The organism is Actinomadura miaoliensis (assembly GCF_039536785.1).
Classification (GTDB): domain Bacteria; phylum Actinomycetota; class Actinomycetes; order Streptosporangiales; family Streptosporangiaceae; genus Spirillospora; species Spirillospora miaoliensis.
Window position 1 is genome coordinate 425,775 of sequence record NZ_BAAAZG010000002.1, and the last position, 15,096, is coordinate 440,870.

The window sequence follows — 15,096 nt, forward strand, 5'->3', positions numbered from 1 at the left end:
CCCGGGCCAGCGCGGTGAGCGACCGCTGTGCGGGCCAAGATCGTAAAGGCTGCGCAGCAGCACGGTGCCGTTGAAGCGCCTCTCCCGGCGCTTGCGCTGCCAGAGGGAACGGGCGGCGGACGAGCGAGGGAGGTCCGTGCGGGAGCATCGGCTGGCCTGAGCCAGGGCGGCGAGGAATGCGGGAAGCGACTGCCGCGCGGCCGAGGTTGTTCTCCGCGTGTGTAAGGCCGCGCGGGGGCAAGGGTGCTGTTGCCACGCCTCGCCGGGAGTCTTGCGGCGCTCTAGGAGAGGCCAGGCGTGTCCGTCAGTTGCTGACCGGTGCCCGCCATGCTCGTCCGCCCCAAGGGCAACAACCCCAACCGAGTAGGTTCGGGAGGCGTCGAGGTGCCGCTGCTGCCGTCCGGGTTGCGTTCGGCGTGGGCATCGTCCGTCCGCCTCAGGATGGACGGCAGCGACCGAGTGGACGGCGGGCGGAGGGGTGCTCCGTTTGACCTGATGGCTCGGTAGCCCGTAACGTGCTGAGGTCGAGTCGCATCGGCGGAGATGACGCGTGCCCGCCGTCGGACCCCCTGGGAACTACGGATGGGCCCCCGGCTGCGGGGGACCAGACGCGGCCCTCGATGCGAGTTTTCGCGCCTGAAGACAATCCGACCGCAGCACTGGAGCCATCGAGTGAGCAAGCGTACTTTCCAGCCGAACAACCGTCGCCGCCACAAGAAGCACGGCTTCCGGCTGCGCATGCGCACCCGTGCGGGGCGTGCCATCCTCGCCGAGCGGCGCCGCAAGGGGCGCGCGCGCATCGCGGTTTGACCGACCCCGCACCACGCTCATGCTGCCGTCCGGCAACCGGATGCGGCGGCGGGAGGATTTCACCCTGGCCGTCCGGCGCGGTCGCCGCGCCGGACGGCCGACTGTCGTCGTGCACCTGCTCCACCGGGACGACGCCGCACCGTCCGGCACCGCCCCGCTCGTGGGGTTCATCGTGGCGCGGACGGTCGGTAACGCGGTCGTGCGCAATCGTGTGCGCCGGCGGCTGCGTCACCTCGTCCGGCCGCACCTCGATCGACTTCCGCAAGGTAGCCTGCTCGTAGTGCGCGCGAACCCCCGCGCGGGATCGGCGCGCCACGACGAAATGGCCGCGGATCTGGAGTCGGCGCTCGACCGGGTGCTGCGGCCCGCGTCCAAGGGGCGGAAATGACGAGCCAGCCAGGGGGATCGGCCCCTTCGCAGCACGCGGCCGGGGGAATCAGCCTCGCGGCCCGTCTGCTCGTGCTTCTCGTCCGCGCCTACAGACGCTTTCTCAGTCCCCTGCTCGGGCAGCAGTGCCGCTTCCATCCCACCTGTAGCGCGTATGGCCTCGAGGCGCTGCAGACGCATGGCGCCCTGCGCGGCACCTGGCTCACCGTCCGGCGGATCGGGCGGTGCCATCCATTCAACCGCGGCGGCTACGATCCGGTTCCGCCCCCCAAGGCACCCAAGGGCCGCAAGGCCGCCCAGGAAGCCGAAGGCCCCACGGACCCCGCCCCCAAGGACGCACCTGAGGTGCCCGCCACGACCTCCTCCGGCCGCGAGCAAAGCGGCCCCGCGCTAGCAGAGCCCAAGGAGCTGCCCGGTGCTTGATTGGCTGTACGAGATAGTCGCTCAGCTCATCGTCTGGATCCACAGCGGTCTGAGCCTTGTCTTCCCCAAGAACAGCGGGTGGGCCTGGGGCGGCGCCATCATCCTGCTGACCGTGTTCTTCCGGATCCTGCTGTTCCCCCTGTTCGTGAAGCAGATCCACGCATCCCGGAAGATGCAGGAACTGAACCCCAAGGTTCAGGCGCTGCGCAAGAAGTACAAGAACGACAAGCAGCGCCTCAACCAGGAGGTCATGAAGCTCTACCAGGAGAACGGGGCCAACCCGCTGTCGGGCTGCCTGCCGATCCTGGTGCAGATGCCGGTCTTCATCGGCCTCTTCCAGGTGCTGCGGCGGATCTCGGACGCCAACCCGGGCCAGGGCGTCTTCGCGGTCACCCCGGACCTGGTCAAGAGCGCGCAGGAAGCCAACATCTTCGGCGCGCACATCCCGGACACCTTCCTCAACGCCTGGGGGAGCGACCCCAAGACCTGGAGCGCGATCGTCGTCACCGGCCTCGCCGTGATCATCAGCTCCTGCACGACGTTCTTCACCGTCCGGTCCAGCATGCAGCGCGCCAAGATGCAGCAGGGCGCGATGGACGAGAACAACCCGATGATGCAGGCGCAGAAGATGATGGTCTTCATGGCGCCGTTCTTCGGCCTGTTCGGGCTCGGCTTCCCCCTCGGTGTGCTGATGTACTGGGTGACGTCCAACAGCTGGACGCTCGCGCAGCAGCACTACATCTACAAGCGCTACCCGCAGCAGCCGGCCGGAGCCACCGCCGGCGCGGGCAACGGTGCCGCGGCCGGCAAGACCAAGACCGTCAAGGGCACCACCAAGACCGGCGGCACCGCGACGACCGGGGCCGGCGCGGGTAAGAACGCCAAGGGCCGTACCAAGGACGCCGCCGCGCCCGCCGACACCGTCCCGAAGCCGAAGGTCGTCCGCAACCAGCCGACCCGCAAGCCGCGCAGCAAGCGCAGCGGCAGCCAGAAGCGCTAGGTTGTGAACCCGGTCCATGCCGAAGAAGGAGACCCCGTTGAGCCAGACCGACACCACTGAGGTCGACGTCCAGGCGCTCGAACAGGAGGGCGAGATCGCCGCCGACTACATCGAGGGCCTGCTGGACATCGGTGATTACGACGGCGACATCGACATGGACGTCGAGGGCGAGCGCGCGCTGGTCGCGGTGGTCGGCGCGTCCCTGGACGAACTGGTCGGCAAGCGCGGCGAGGTGCTGGAGGCCCTGCAGGAGCTGACCCGTCTCGCGGTGCACCGGCAGACCGGCAACCGCAGCCGCCTGATGCTCGACATCGGCGGCTACCGGGAGCGCCGCCGTGCCGAGCTGACCAAGCTCGGCCAGGACGTGGCCGACGAGGTCAAGCAGAGCGGCACGCCCAAGCCGCTGGCGCCGATGACGCCGTTCGAGCGCAAGATCGTGCATGACGCGGTGGCCGCCGCCGGACTGCGCAGCGAGTCCGAAGGCGAGGAGCCCGACCGCTACGTGGTCGTCTACCCCTCCTGACGTCACCCGTTCCTCTTTCTCGGCTGCCCACAGGCCCCCACGTCCCGATGGGACGCGGGGGCCTGCCTGTTTTTTCGCGCACCCCATGGCCGTCCTCCCGTAGCCCCAGCCCGTCGATACACTCCGAGCCCGAACGGCCACCAAGGCACCGAGTGCAACCCCCAACGTCCCCCTGCCCCTGGCCAAGACGACAGGCCCGAGGCCCGAGGGTGAGGTGATCGCCGAGCACGGTCGGGGCCGCGGCTCGCTGACGGCCTCCAGCATGGTCGGCTGCGGCAACGGGCACATCCTGGACGGCGAGCAGGCGCGCTGCCAGGACACCTGGCAAACGCTGGCCGCCTCGCCCGGCCGGGAGCCCGACGAGACGGGCGGCGAGGTGTGGCGCCCACCGCCGGGCCCAGCGCGACCAGCAGCAGCGGCGGTGATGGCGTTCTCCCGCGTGTTCGTGGGGGTGCACTTAATGATCACGGGCGCGGAGCGACTCGCGCCTATACGCCGGAGTCCCGGAGGGACTCCGGCGAGTCGACGGCTACAGAGTTCGGTTCGGTCCCAGCCTGCCGATGCTGGCGGGTCGGCGCCGCCGTACCGACTGATGGGGGTGGCGCCGTGTGGCGGTCGTGCCGCAGAAGAACAGCACCCAAGGGTGGTCCCGCGCATCCGATCCAGCTGGGGCGGTCGGCGCAGTGAGGACACGGATGCTCGAAGGCCCGGATCCAGATGAGCGCGGGAACAACCGGAGAGATCCCGGTGAGTGAGCTCCCGAAAAGGAATCACCTCACGGGGAAGGCGTGCCTTCCGCTACCCACATCCCGCAGGCCGGTCGGTAGCCGGCGCGGGTGAGTGAGGGCATCGAGCGGCGCCCACCGGGGCAAGGCCGCTGGCCGGCGATGGCAGGCACAGGCTGGCCTTGGCGGCCTAGAAGTCGGAGGGGGACCGTCGAACTCTGCGGGCGGGCACTCAGCGATGGACGCGCGCATGGCCCACCGCATCGTCCTCACCTTCGACGCCCAAGGCAGCCAGGGCGACCCCCGTCCGCTCACATCATGCTGCTGTCCGACGGCGACAACAGCACCGGCCGCACCGCTGCCTCGGTCGCGTGTGGGTCGCCTCGGGACGCAGGTGCATCCGCCGTCTCAAGAGGAGCCAAGTGAACTGCAGGGGGACGCCGCCACACTCCGTCAAGCACGGCATGACCGCCCGGGGGCGGCCTTCGGGGGCGTTCAGTGTGGCGCCCACCCGTCGAAGCGCCCTGTAGTGGGAGGGGCGTGGGCGACCTCACCCGGCGGCGACACGGCACCGCCGGGTGGCATCGCCGCCAATGGGGTCGGCCGCCGAGTGGGGGAGTCCCTCAAATGGCAGGTCAGCTGCGGTTTCGCCGTGTTCGGCGACCGGGTTCGGACGGAACACGGCCGGGTTCGGATGTGAGAGGAGGGTTGTTCTGAACCGCCGGGTCTTGGGCGTACTCGGGATCCTGGGCCACGGCCGGGTCCTGCGCACTGTGTCCCTGGGGCGTCGTCGACGGCGGGGGGACGGGGCGTTCGATAATACGTTCGACACGCTCGACGTGCGGTTCGGTCGGCCGTTCGATGACGCGTTCCTCATGGACCACCGGATCCGCCTCGTCGGGGCGTTCCACGTACAGCGGGTCGGTCCCGGCGGCGACCGGGTCGGCGCTGCGGCGCGGTCGGGTGTACCTGAACGTGAAGAACAGGCTGACCAGCCCGACCAGGATCAAGATCCAGCCGACCATCCGGATGTCCACGCCGCTGAGATCGACGCGAAGCGCGAACGCCAGGATCGCGCCGACGGCGATGAAGGCGAGGCTGACTCCGATTCCCATGCCTCGGTGCCTCCTTCCGTGATGGGCACTGCTTCCCCTTTACCCGCGTGACGCCGAATATGCCGGAAGGCCTTGCGGCCAGGGGCTTCCAGGCATCTTCCGGGGTTGTCCACAGGCTCGTTTCATGTGTGCGACCCCGGGGCCCATGTGGAACGATTCGTACGGTGGGGATGGCACGAGAGGTCTTCGGCGAAACGCTGCCCGTCGCGGAACGGTATGCGGAGTTTCTTGCCGACGCGGGCGTGGTACGCGGTCTGATCGGTCCGCGCGAGGTCGATCGGCTGTGGGAACGCCACCTGATCAACTGCGCCGTGGTGGCGGAGGTGATCCCGCAGGGCGCGCAGGTCGTGGACATCGGCTCGGGTGCCGGCCTGCCCGGTGTGGTGCTGGCGATCGTCCGGCCGGATCTGCAGGTCACGCTGCTGGAGCCGCTGCTGCGCCGGACGACGTTCCTCAACGAGTGCGTGGACATGCTGGAGCTGCGCAACGTCCAGGTTCGCCGAGCCCGTGCTGAGGAGGTCGTCCGCGAGTTCGCCGTGGACGTCGTCACCGCACGCGCCGTCGCCCCACTGGAACGCCTGGTCACCTGGGCGTTGCCGTTGCTGCGACCCGGCGGTGAGTTGCTCGCGCTCAAGGGCGAGCGCGCCGCGGTCGAGCTGGAGGAGGCGCGGCCGGTCCTGAAGCGCTTCGGCGTACGCACGAGCGAACTGCTTCAAGTCGGGCGCGGTAAGGTCGACCCGCCGACAACGCTTGTCCGTGTGGTCGCCGAACGCGTGCCCCGCCGCGCTAAAGGGTCGAGGAAGAGGTCTTCATGAGCACGGGACCAGGACTGGGCTGGCCGGACCGCGCCAACGAATCCCCCGACAACCGAACGACCGGCCTGGGCTGGCCCGAGGAGGGCGAGGCACCCGAGGAAGCGACGCCGGCAAACGCGGCGTCAGCGAGTGAGCAACCCGGGAAGACCGCCTCTGAGGCGGGGGCGAAACCTCCGTCCGGGCATGCGATGTGGGGAAGTACGACGTCCGGGACGGCGGAGAGCGTCGGCTATGTGCCGACGGGCGGTGGCGCCGTGCAGCAGCCGCAGGGTCCGCGTCAGGGGCCATCTCAGGGGGAGTCGGAACTGGTGCGTGAGGCGCTCAAGGACGCCAAGGTTTCACGTGAAACAACCGCGAAGGCGATGTCGGGCCGACGAGAGAAGGAATGGCCTCGACCACCCGAGTGCCGGATCATCACGATCGCCAATCAGAAGGGCGGCGTTGGCAAGACCACGACCTCGGTCAATCTCGCCGCCTCGCTGGCGATGCACGGGGCCCGCGTGCTCGTCGTCGACCTCGACCCCCAGGGCAACGCATCGACCGCGCTCGGCGTGGAGCACCGCGCCGATGTCCCCTCGATCTACAACGTGCTGATCGAGGACATGCCCCTGGCCGACATCGTGGTGCCGGCCCCGGACATCCCCGGCCTCTTCTGCGCCCCGGCGAATCTCAACCTCGCCGGAGCTGAGATCGAGCTGGTCTCCAAGGTGGCGCGGGAGTCGCGGCTGCGCCGTGCGCTGGACTCCTACGACACGGGTCAGTTCGACTACGTCCTGATCGACTGCCCGCCCTCCCTGGGGCTGCTCACCGTGAACGCGCTCGTCGGCGGGGACGAGCTGCTGATCCCGATCCAGTGCGAGTACTACGCGCTGGAGGGGCTCGGTCAGCTGATCCGCACCGTCGACCTGGTCAAGGCTCACCTCAATCCAGTGCTGAAGGTGTCCACCATCCTGCTGACCATGTATGACGCCCGTACCCGCCTGGCCGCCCAGGTGGCCGAGGACGTACGGAACCACTTCGGCGACATCGTCCTCAACACTGTCATTCCCCGTAGCGTCCGGGTCTCCGAGGCCCCCAGCTACGGACAGTCCGTCATCACCTACGACCCCGGATCCAGCGGCGCGCTGGCCTACAGCGAAGCCGCCTCCGAGATGGCCCATCGGGGAGCCGCCAAGTGAGCCAGCAGCGTCGAGGACTGGGCCGAGGGCTGGGCGCCCTGCTTCCCACGGGCGCCGACGACTCCGCGGGTGCCAACGGGACGGCACCCGGTCCGAACATGCAGCCGGTGGCCGGAGCCCACTTCGCCGAGCTGCCCCTTGACTCGATCCGGCCCAACCCACGTCAGCCCCGTAAGCACTTCGACGATGAGGCGCTCGACGAGCTGGCAGCGTCGATCAGCATCGTGGGTCTGCTCCAGCCGATCGTGGTCCGCAAGATCGACTCGCCGGACCACGACTACGAGCTGATCATGGGCGAACGCCGGTGGCAGGCGTCCGGGAAGGCGGGCCTGGACACCATTCCCGCCATCGTCCGGGACACCAGCGACGATGACATGCTCCGCGACGCGCTGATGGAGAACCTGCACCGCCAGCAGCTCAACCCGCTTGAGGAGGCGGCCGCCTACAAGCAGCTCCTGGAGGACTTCGGCGCCACCCATGAGGAGCTCGCCGCGCGGATCGGCCGTTCCCGCCCGCACATCACCAACACGCTCCGGCTGCTGAACCTGCCGCCGGGCGTCCAGCGCCGCGTCGCCGCGGGCGTGCTGTCCGCCGGCCACGCCCGGGCACTGCTCCGCCTCGACAGCGTCGAGGCCCAGGAGCACCTCGCCCAGCGCATCGTGGCCGAAGGCCTCTCGGTACACGCCGTGGACGAGATCATCACGATGCGGGAGGCCGAAGAACCCCCCAAACCACGCCAGGGCCGCCGCAAGCAGCCGGCCGACCCCGTGCTCAGAGAGATCGCCGACCGCCTGTCCGACCGGTACGAGACCCGAGTCCGCGTCGACATGGGCCGCAACAAGGGAAAGATCGTCGTCGAGTTCGCCACCAAGGACGACCTCGACCGCATTCTCAAGGCGATGGACCCCGACGACTAACACCACCACCCGACCCCTCACCCCCTACTGACCGCCCGCCCGGATCACCTTCCGCGCAGCGACCACCGACGCCCCGGCCCACACCGCCGGGGCGTCGTCGTTCTCCCCAGACACCCCCTTCATCCCGCCCCGCCGAACGCCGTCCCAAAGCCCCCCAAACCCGCTGGACCCCCGAGGTACACCCCGCACCAACGGCAACGCCCAAGGAGCGGCACCACCAGATCGTCAACGGCGTCTCGCACCAAATAGAGCGCAATCTCGCCGACTTCCCGCCGATCCCGGAAGATGACCGCCACCCCGCACCGCCCCGTGCATCCGCCCCACAAGGTGCGGGGCAGGCGGAACGGCTGAACCTCCCGGCTCGACCTGTCCATCACCCCTGTGGAAGCCATGGCGAACGACAAGTCGAGCAGGGCGCACGGCGTCGGCGAGGTGGTTGCCCCAGGGTCGGCCGTCGACGTCGGCACTGCACGGCGTATGGGCCACCCTCCGCCGGTACGCCGACGCCGGAGCCGCCGTCCTGGTGATCACCCACGACGTGCCGATGCTCACCTCTGCCAAGATCGCCGACGCGACCGGGCCTGCGTTCTACCGGGCCACCGCCTGCGTGTTCTACCCCGACATCGTGCACCTGCGTGCGATGGCGTCGGGCGGGCGCCGATGATGAGTGGACCGGCCGCCCCCGCTGGGCGATGAACCCGTCGGGACGGGGGACGAAAATCCTCGACCAGGTCGCCGCAGGCATCGCGCGAAGTTGTGCAGATGCGTTGCACCGGGCGACGACCTGGGACACCAGCCCGACGTCGGCGTCCCGGGAGCGCACCGACGTGGCCGCAGTAATCCCGCATTGGCGGAGAAGCCGCCCCAGGACGGCGGGGGCGAGGGCCGAGCAGGGCGGAGAAAGCCGCCCGAGGACGGCGGGGGAGGCGGCCGAGCAGGGCGGGGGAGGCGGCCGAGCAGGGCGGGGGAGGCGGCCGAGCAGGGCGGGGGAGGCGGCCGAGCAGGGCGGGGGAGACGGCCGAGCAGGGCGGGGGACGGCCACGACGAACGCGATCGCCTCGCAGGCGGGGATTTCGTCGGGGTCGCTGTACCAGTTCTTCGCTAAACAAGGAGGCGAGCGCGGGGGCGCCGACCGACCGGTACGTGACGCAGATAGGCGCGGCGCACCGGGAGACGTTGGATTCGGTCGATCCGGCGGCGCTGCCGCTGCCCGAGATGAGCGACCGCATGGTCGCCCTGATCCTGGCGTTCGACGTGGCCAAAGGTCAGCTCCCGGATAGCGGCACGGGTGTTGTGCCGCTGATGCTGCGGGAGGCGGCCAGTGACTTGGCGGCTGGGCAGGGAGGGTGAGGCGCTGGAGGAAGGCCGAGGAAGGCGGGGGAGTCGTTGACATCGTGCAGGAGAACGCCGCGTCCGCCACCACCGCGTCGGCCTGCCTGGACGCCTCCAGCGGGTGCCGTTCTACCGGGGCATCGCCTGCGTGTTCTACGCCGACTTCCTGCACCTGCGTGCGATGTGCGTCGGGCGGGCGCCGATGATGAGCGGACCGGCCGCCCCCGCTGGACGATGAACCCGTCGGGGCCCGGGACGAAAGTCCTCGGCCAGGTCGCCGCAGGCGTCGTGCGGAGTTGTGCAGGTGCGTTGCACCGGGTGACGACCTGGGACACCAGCCCGGCGTCGGCGTCCCGGGCGCGCACCGACGTGGCCGCAGTGATCCCGCAAAGGCGGAGAAGTCACCCAAGGAAGGCGGCCGAGCGGGGCGGGGGAGTCGTTGACGTAGTGCAGGAGAACGCCGCGTCCGTCACCACATCCGCCTCGGCCCTCCTGAACGCCTCCAGGGGTGTTGCCCTGGCGCCCACCCTTCGTGCCGCAGTGAGGCCGTGTGCATGGCTGCGACGCCAAACCGCCTCCCAGGACCGGCCCTACTGAGGAGATCTGCGAAGTGATCGTGGTGCCGGGCGGCTTGGCCTGGCACGCTGCCCTAGACAACGAGCCGCTGCTGGAGTGGCTGGCCACCGCGCACACCCACCGCCCGCCCCTCACGCTGGCGTAGTGGAAGAGCCTTGGCATCCCGTTAAGGCGGCAGCCGGACGTTGTATCTGTCGTTGCGACATGTCCAGGCGAAGCGTTCAGTGTCGAAGTCAGATTCCCTCGCCCCTGCCGTCGTCGGTGCGGGTTGAACTCGCGTCCGTGATCGTGTGGAGTCCGGTCGGGTGGGCTGTGCCGTCCGTGACGTCGAGCGCGTCTTCAGCGGGTTCTCGGCCCGGGCGGATCGACGTCGGCCGCCGCCAGCACGCCCACCAGGCGACGCCACCGTGCCAACCTCTCCAACGTCGCGCACGGTTGCTCGCGTACTCCAGGTCGAACCGGTCCAGCCCCGGATCATCCGCCCCGCGGTGTCGACGTACCACCCGCCCTGACGTCCACCCGCACCCGGCCCCGACGGCCCAGCGCGTCACGCACCGCCTTCACCGCGCCAGGTTGTCGTCGTCCTCCCGTCCAGCGACCTTTACCTTTCGCGGTCCGGCACCAGGACGTCTCTGCGCCGAGCCAGCATCCTGCCGCTGTACGTATATACGAGTGGTGCGGCGCCATATGGATGGGGCCGTGGACCTGGCCGTCGTTGAGGCGGCATCGGGCACCATGTGCAGAGCTTTCCATGAACAGCGAGCTGGGTGACTGGCAGGAGCTGCGAAGCGGGACGCGCGATCCGCGAGGAGACGCTGCTCAATCTGGACGGGCACCCTGGGACGGCTGGAGAAGTAGGTCATGAGCGGCAGGCGTGATCCATCGCTCCCCGACTCGCTCGCGGCTCCGCAAAAGCAACTGCATTCCGCGCCTTCGCCCTCAGGTGAGCCGCGCCCGTAGCGGCACCTTGTCGGCCTGCCCAAATCGGTAGGAGGTGCTGCATCCGAGGTGTCTCCTCCCCGAGGTTTCACGTGAAACCTCGGGGAGGAGACACAGCGCGCGTAGCGCCGCCCGACCTACGTCGCCATCACCTCGTTAGGGCCGAGACCCCGCCAGCGGTTTGCTTCGCCACCGCGGAGAGCTACTCCCGGGGCATTCCAGGACCAGACGCCTAGGTATGGCCCTCCGGCGCGGGCGGGGTAAGGTCATTGCTTCTCTCATGCGCCAGGCGAGGCGAGATCGCACGCGCGCGGTAGCCACTGCACCTCTACAGTGGCGCAGGCCACCCGCCGCCTGGACAGCGACCCGCGCGTCTGGCCCGACGATATGCGGGTTCTGAGGCCACCTGTCGCCTCTCGACCCACGAACCCCTACTTGGGTTGGCGCCCTTATCGGTGAGCTGTGTCTGGCCCTCGTAGCGGGGCGGCAGCGCCCTCGGGTTCGCTGGTGTGGGCGATTAGTGAGCATCTGATTGAGATGGCGGGCCGGCCGTTTCAGGAGCCCCTCGGGTTGGCCTGCTGCCTGGCCCTACCGCGACCAAGCCGGTGGGAACCATGGATTACACCGCGCCAGCTGCCCTCACTGATACGCCGTGCGTCGTCAAGTCAACCGGACGATATTGCGGCCGCAACCGCCCGACGCGGTTCATGAGCAGCGGTGTCGACCGTGTCCAGCCGGTCCGCTCAATGATCAGGGCGGCGGGCAGGTTTGGAGCTTCCTCCGAAGCGGTTGGATCTGTGGTTCTATCGGCCTTCACGATTGGGCCCTATTCCACCGTCGAACTTGGGCGGCATGGGCTGCCAGCGTCGTTCTTGGCGGGGTGCTTTGAGGTGCCTCTCTGCCCAGCGATCCGGCGTACCCGTGGTGCGGTGTCACCGGCGGGTCTCCGCCCCGTCCCCCACCTTGGTGACCCGGCAGAGCGTGGGGAAGGTTGGATTCCGGTCGTTGTCTTACGCCAGGCGCTCTTGCGGACTGGCCTGTTACCCCCTTCGGGCCTAGTTGGTATGTCCGTGAGGGTTACTGCGCACCGCTCTTCGGCGACTCGGCTGCGCTGAGGCGCAGGATCGGATCGAGCAAACCCGGGAAGCGATCATGTAGATCGTCGGCGCGCGGCCGGACCCGCCGATGTCTGCCGTCCACGGTCATGCTGACCACCCCGGCCTCGCGCAGGATCCGCCAGTGGTTGGTCAGCGTCGACATCGGCACATCCAAACCGTCGGCGAGAGCGGAGCAGGACGACTCCGGATTAGCCCAGGCCCGCCGCACCAACTCCAGGCGCACCGGATCACCGAGCGCGTGCAGCACTGCCGCGAGTGTCAGCGACTCGCGTGGGGGCTGAGGTAGCGGTCGCATACCTCGACGATACCGCATCATTCGACACTTCGGGATTATCGAACTATGGTTCCACGGCATCCGCATCTCTGAAGGGGTGGAGGGACCGCCTGTGGCCGTAGGGATTCGATCGAGCCGGGCAGCATTGCTCACAGTGGCCTGCCTGGGGCAATTCATGGTGCTGCTCGACAGCACCATCGTGGGCGCGGCACTGCCCGACATGCAGGAGCGATTGCACACCCAGCTGACCGGACTGCAATGGATCGTCGACGCCTACGTCCTGCTGGTCGCCATGCTGTTGCTGTCCGGCGGAGTCTTCGCCGACCGCTTCGGCCGCAAACGGATGTTCCTGGCCGGCGTCGCGGTGTTCACCGCCGCGTCCGTGGTCTGCTCGGTCGCACCCTCGATCGGCTGGCTGGTCACCGGACGGGTGATGCAGGGCATCGGCGCCGCGGCGCTGAGCCCCGCCTCGCTGGCCCTGCTCGCCGCTGCGTATCCCGTTCCGCAGGAACGCGTCAGGGCGATCGGACTTTGGGCCGGGTTCAGCGGAATCGGCCTGGCAGCCGGACCGTTGGCCGGTGGCATTCTGGTGGATGCCTTCGGTTGGCCCGTCATCTTCCTCGTCAACGTGCCCATCGGCGCGGTCCTGCTGCTGGTCGGTCTGCGCATTCTGGACGAGTCCCGCAATCCCAGTGCACCGGCGGTCGACATCCCGGGGACGGTCCTGTCCGTCCTGGGTGCGGGGGCACTGACCTATGGGTTGATCGAGGGTGGTTCTCGGGGCTGGAGTTCGCCGCTGATCCTGGGCAGCTTCGCCGTCGCGGTGGTGCTCCTCGCCGCTTTCGTAGCCGTCGAGAGCCGTGTTGCGGCGCCGATGCTGCCACTGCGGCTGTTCAGGGAGCGGCTGTTCACGGTGTCCAACACCACCATGGTCGTGGTGGGTTTCGCGCTCATGGGGTCGGTCTTCTTCTTCTCCCAGTTCTTCGTCTACGTCCAGGGCAGCTCGATCCTGCGCGCCGGCCTGCAGACGCTGCCCACTTCCCTCGCCATGGTGATCGTCAGCCCGTATGCGGGCCGGCTCGCCGCCAAGCACGGTTTCCGGATCGTGGTCACCGTCGGTCTGGCACTGGGCGGGCTGGGCCTGCTGGCGCTGGGCTTCGTGCACGAGCACACCGGCTACGGCAACGTGTGGTGGCGGCTGGCGATCATCGGGCTCGGGTTCGGCCTGACCATGTCCCCGCTGACGGGCGCCGCCATCGCGGCGGTCAGCCCGCAGGAGGGCGGTCTCGCGTCGGGCATCAGCAGCACCACCCGGCAGATCGGCGCGGTGCTCGGCGTGGCCGTGCTCGGCGCCATCGTCCACAGCCGGAGTTCCGGTGGCGCCTCCTTCGAGGCCGGCCTCAACAGCGCCTTCATCGCGGCTGGCGCCGTCACCTTGGTCAGTGCCGTGTTCACCGGCCTGTGGCTGGCGAACTCCAAGCCCGCGAAGGTCTCCGCGCCGCAGGCACAACCCACCGACCCACCCACGGTCACGACACCGTCCTGACCCGTTAGGCCCGCAAGCAGGTCTTCTCCTGGACCTGCTTGCGGGCGGGCGCCTACCGCGACATCGTCCGGTCGACTTGGCGACGCACGGCGTATCAGTGAGGTGAGCGGCGCTGTGTGGTCTGTGGTTTCCGCCGGCTTGGTTCCGATAGGGCCAGGCGGCAGGCCGGCCCGAGGGTGCTCCTGAAACGGCCGGCCCGCCGTCTCAGCCAGATGCTCACTGATCGCCCACACCAGCGACAGCGAGGGCACCGCCTCCCTCGGTACGAGGGCCAGGCGCCGCTCACCGATATGGGTGCCAACTCAAGAAGGTCTCCATGGCGCGCATGCCTGGCTCGTGCCCGTACAGGAAATGGTGGTCAGGGTTCCGAGGCTGCCAGGCTTTGGGGGCGGGAGGCCGTGTGAGGCGGTAGATGTTTCACGTGAAACGTTGGGTGAGGAGGTCGCGGCAGACCTGGGAGAGGTCCAAGCCCGCGGCGGCGACGGCGCGGGGGAGGAGGCTGGTCTCGGTCATTCCGGGAGCGACGTTGACTTCCAGGAACTGGACTTCGCCCGAGGAGTCCACGATCAGGTCGGTGCGGGAGAGGTCACGCAGTCCGAGGGCGCGGTGGGCGGTGACCGCTGCGGCGGTGACTCGCTCGGCGGCCTCGGGGGAGAGGCGGGCGGGAGTGACGAATTCGGTGTCGCCCGCGTCGTAGCGCGCGGTGTAGTCGTAGCGCCCGCCGGCCGCGACGATCTCAACGGCGGGCAGCGGATACGGCTCGCCGCCACGTTCGATCACGCTGACCGCCACCTCCGTGCCCTCGACGTACCGCTCGACCAGAGCCGTGTCACCGTAGGCGAAGCAGCCCACCATGGCGGCGGGTAGTTCGTCGGCGTTGCGGACGACGGAGGCGCCGAGGGCTGAGCCGCCACGGGTGGGCTTGACCATGAGGGGCAGCCCCATGCGGTCCACGATTCGGTCGAGTACCGAGGCGGCGCCCAGGTCGTGGAAGATCTCCTTCGGCAACGCCACGGACGCCGGAGTGGAAAGGCCGGCACGAGCGACGACCGCCTTGGCGGTGGGCTTGTCCCAGGCGACCCGGCAGGCGTCCGGCCGCGCGCCCACGTACGGGACGCCAAGAAGTTCTAGAACATCCCGGATCGAGCCGTCCTCTCCGGCCGCCCCGTGCAGGACGGGGAACACCACGTCCGGGGGATCGGTGGCCAGTGCGTCCAGGAGCGTCGCGTCGGTGTCGCGCAGTTCGACAGGGATGTCGAGGGCGCGCAGCGCGTCCGTGACCCGCCGACCGGAGCGCAGCGAGACCTCCCGCTCGTACGACAGCCCGCCAGCGAGGACGACCACGTGTCCGAGTTCCACACCACTGCCTTTCACGTTGAACGGAAAACGCCGGCCCCAGCAGGGGAGCCGGCGTTCCC

At 69.2% G+C, this 15,096-nt stretch carries 15 protein-coding genes; 12 read left to right on the top strand and 3 right to left on the bottom strand.

Features of this window, described 5'->3' with window-relative positions:
- Positions 1 to 672: 672 nt before the first annotated feature.
- From rpmH to ABD811_RS06475, 5 genes are read left to right on the top strand one after another with little or no spacing between them, the layout of a single operon-like run.
- Positions 673 to 810, top strand: a complete 138-nt coding sequence (gene rpmH, locus ABD811_RS06455) for a 50S ribosomal protein L34 (RefSeq protein ID WP_344942252.1) — start codon at positions 673 to 675, stop codon at positions 808 to 810.
- 19 nt (positions 811 to 829) lie between these two features.
- Positions 830 to 1,198, top strand: a complete 369-nt coding sequence (rnpA, locus tag ABD811_RS06460) for a ribonuclease P protein component (protein WP_344942254.1) — start codon at positions 830 to 832, stop codon at positions 1,196 to 1,198.
- Positions 1,195 to 1,620 carry a membrane protein insertion efficiency factor YidD gene (gene yidD / locus ABD811_RS06465; protein WP_344942256.1) on the top strand — a complete coding sequence of 142 codons (426 nt, stop codon included), beginning with the start codon at positions 1,195 to 1,197 and terminating at the stop codon, positions 1,618 to 1,620. The genes rnpA and yidD overlap by 4 nt, the downstream gene beginning before the upstream one ends.
- Positions 1,613 to 2,620, top strand: a complete 1,008-nt coding sequence (gene yidC / locus ABD811_RS06470) for a membrane protein insertase YidC (protein WP_344942259.1) — start codon at positions 1,613 to 1,615, stop codon at positions 2,618 to 2,620. The genes yidD and yidC overlap by 8 nt, the downstream gene beginning before the upstream one ends.
- Before the next feature lie 16 nt (positions 2,621 to 2,636).
- Entirely contained in the window at positions 2,637 to 3,143 is a 507-nt protein-coding gene (locus ABD811_RS06475; RefSeq protein ID WP_285494491.1) for a Jag family protein, read from the top strand.
- A gap of 1,360 nt (positions 3,144 to 4,503) precedes the next feature.
- Here ABD811_RS06475 and ABD811_RS06480 read toward each other — a convergent pair.
- Positions 4,504 to 4,983: a DUF6458 family protein gene (locus tag ABD811_RS06480; RefSeq protein ID WP_344942273.1), complete on the bottom strand. Its 480-nt coding sequence runs from the start codon at positions 4,981 to 4,983 to the stop codon at positions 4,504 to 4,506.
- Positions 4,984 to 5,153: 170 nt separating this feature from the next.
- Between ABD811_RS06480 and rsmG the strand changes: the two genes are divergently transcribed.
- From rsmG to ABD811_RS06510, 6 genes are all read left to right on the top strand, one after another.
- The gene (gene rsmG, locus ABD811_RS06485; protein ID WP_344942276.1) at positions 5,154 to 5,798 is read left to right on the top strand and encodes a 16S rRNA (guanine(527)-N(7))-methyltransferase RsmG; all 645 of its coding nucleotides are present in this window, start codon (positions 5,154 to 5,156) and stop codon (positions 5,796 to 5,798) included.
- A 362-nt stretch (positions 5,799 to 6,160) separates the two neighbouring features.
- On the top strand, positions 6,161 to 6,976 hold the full coding sequence (locus ABD811_RS06490; RefSeq protein WP_344942374.1) for a ParA family protein: 816 nt from the start codon (positions 6,161 to 6,163) through the stop codon (positions 6,974 to 6,976).
- A complete protein-coding gene (locus ABD811_RS06495) occupies positions 6,973 to 7,893 on the top strand; it encodes a ParB/RepB/Spo0J family partition protein (RefSeq protein WP_344942279.1) in 921 nt (306 codons plus the stop codon). Before ABD811_RS06490 ends, ABD811_RS06495 begins: the two co-directional genes overlap by 4 nt.
- Positions 7,894 to 8,329: 436 nt before the next feature.
- Entirely contained in the window at positions 8,330 to 8,557 is a 228-nt protein-coding gene (locus ABD811_RS06500; protein ID WP_344942281.1) for a P-loop NTPase family protein, read from the top strand.
- Positions 8,558 to 9,036: 479 nt separating this feature from the next.
- Positions 9,037 to 9,243 (top strand): hypothetical protein, encoded by a 207-nt coding sequence (locus ABD811_RS06505; RefSeq protein ID WP_344942284.1) that lies wholly within the window; start codon positions 9,037 to 9,039, stop codon positions 9,241 to 9,243.
- Between the two features lie 532 nt (positions 9,244 to 9,775).
- Positions 9,776 to 9,946: a hypothetical protein gene (locus ABD811_RS06510; protein WP_344942287.1), complete on the top strand. Its 171-nt coding sequence runs from the start codon at positions 9,776 to 9,778 to the stop codon at positions 9,944 to 9,946.
- Between the two features lie 1,871 nt (positions 9,947 to 11,817).
- Here the strand turns inward: ABD811_RS06510 and ABD811_RS06515 are convergent.
- Positions 11,818 to 12,105: an ArsR/SmtB family transcription factor gene (locus ABD811_RS06515; protein WP_344942291.1), complete on the bottom strand. Its 288-nt coding sequence runs from the start codon at positions 12,103 to 12,105 to the stop codon at positions 11,818 to 11,820.
- Positions 12,106 to 12,286: 181 nt separating this feature from the next.
- Between ABD811_RS06515 and ABD811_RS06520 the strand changes: the two genes are divergently transcribed.
- Entirely contained in the window at positions 12,287 to 13,678 is a 1,392-nt protein-coding gene (locus ABD811_RS06520) for a DHA2 family efflux MFS transporter permease subunit (RefSeq protein ID WP_344942294.1), read from the top strand.
- Between the two features lie 417 nt (positions 13,679 to 14,095).
- Here ABD811_RS06520 and ABD811_RS06525 read toward each other — a convergent pair whose 3' ends face one another.
- Positions 14,096 to 15,037, bottom strand: coding sequence for a D-alanine--D-alanine ligase family protein (locus ABD811_RS06525; protein ID WP_344942296.1), 942 nt, complete (start codon positions 15,035 to 15,037; stop codon positions 14,096 to 14,098).
- Positions 15,038 to 15,096: the final 59 nt, after the last annotated feature.

Bases quoted from the DNA above. Each gene is read 5' to 3' on its own strand.
- rnpA (WP_344942254.1), top strand. From the start codon at position 830: ATGCTGCCGTCCGGCAACCGGATGCGGCGGCGGGAGGATTTCACCCTG.
- yidD (WP_344942256.1), top strand. From the start codon at position 1,195: ATGACGAGCCAGCCAGGGGGATCGGCCCCTTCGCAGCACGCGGCCGGG.
- ABD811_RS06475 (WP_285494491.1), top strand. From the start codon at position 2,637: ATGCCGAAGAAGGAGACCCCGTTGAGCCAGACCGACACCACTGAGGTC.
- ABD811_RS06480 (WP_344942273.1), bottom strand. From the start codon at position 4,983: ATGGGAATCGGAGTCAGCCTCGCCTTCATCGCCGTCGGCGCGATCCTG.
- rsmG (WP_344942276.1), top strand. From the start codon at position 5,154: ATGGCACGAGAGGTCTTCGGCGAAACGCTGCCCGTCGCGGAACGGTAT.
- ABD811_RS06490 (WP_344942374.1), top strand. From the start codon at position 6,161: ATGTCGGGCCGACGAGAGAAGGAATGGCCTCGACCACCCGAGTGCCGG.